The following is a 708-nucleotide window of genomic DNA, read 5'->3' as shown; positions in this document are numbered from 1 at the left end:
GGGCTCGATTCTACGACGGGAACGCGTGTGCCCGGCCGTCACAGCATGCTGCGCGGCCGCACCATCGTCCCGTCGACGAACCGCCGCGCGCGAAACGCCGACAGGTCGAGCGACGGCGCGCCCGTGTCGATCCATTCGGCGAGCAGCCGGCCGACGATCGGCCCCATCGCGAAGCCGTGCCCGCAGAACCCTGTCGCAATCGCGAGCCCCGACGGCGTACCCGGCGCATCGATCACCGGGATGCCGTCGGGCAGCACGTCGATCAGGCCGGCCCACGCTTCGACGATCTGCGCATCCTTCAGCGCGGGAAAGATTGCCTTGAGCTTCGCGAGCGCGCGCGGCGCATGCGCCCGATTCGGCTGCGGCTGCGGATCGCGCGGCTCGATCGGCCCGGTCGCGCCGCCAATGCGTGCGAACACGTCGCGCCAGGCGGACGCATTCAGGTGCAGCCGGAATTTGTCGCGCTGCGACCAGAATTCCGGCCAGAAGAGGCTCAATCCGCGCAGGTGGCCGAGCGTCAGATCGACGTCGACCTGCATGTCGTCGGCGAGGTTGATCGCGCCGTTCTTGCGCTGCCGGATGCCGAGACCGTGCCCCCAGATCGTCGACGCGGACACGTCGGGCAGCACGTTGGTGCGCATGCAGGTGCCGCGCACGGCCTGCTGCGGCAGCCGGATGCCGACGCCGTCGAGCAGCCGGAAACTGGTC

General features: G+C 70.1%; 1 protein-coding gene. It reads right to left on the bottom strand.

Annotated elements, in window-relative coordinates; all coding sequences use genetic code 11:
* Positions 1-38 precede the first annotated feature (38 nt).
* A partial coding sequence (locus JMF90_RS39280) for an FAD-binding oxidoreductase (protein WP_201326572.1) occupies positions 39-708 on the bottom strand: 670 nt, incomplete at its 5' end.

Origin of the sequence: Burkholderia sp. E168m23 (assembly GCF_016586125.1) — a bacterium.
GTDB classification, from domain to species: domain Bacteria; phylum Pseudomonadota; class Gammaproteobacteria; order Burkholderiales; family Burkholderiaceae; genus Burkholderia; species Burkholderia orbicola.
The sequence above is the reverse complement of the archived record's forward strand: the minus strand, read 5'-3'. Positions and strand labels throughout refer to the sequence as shown.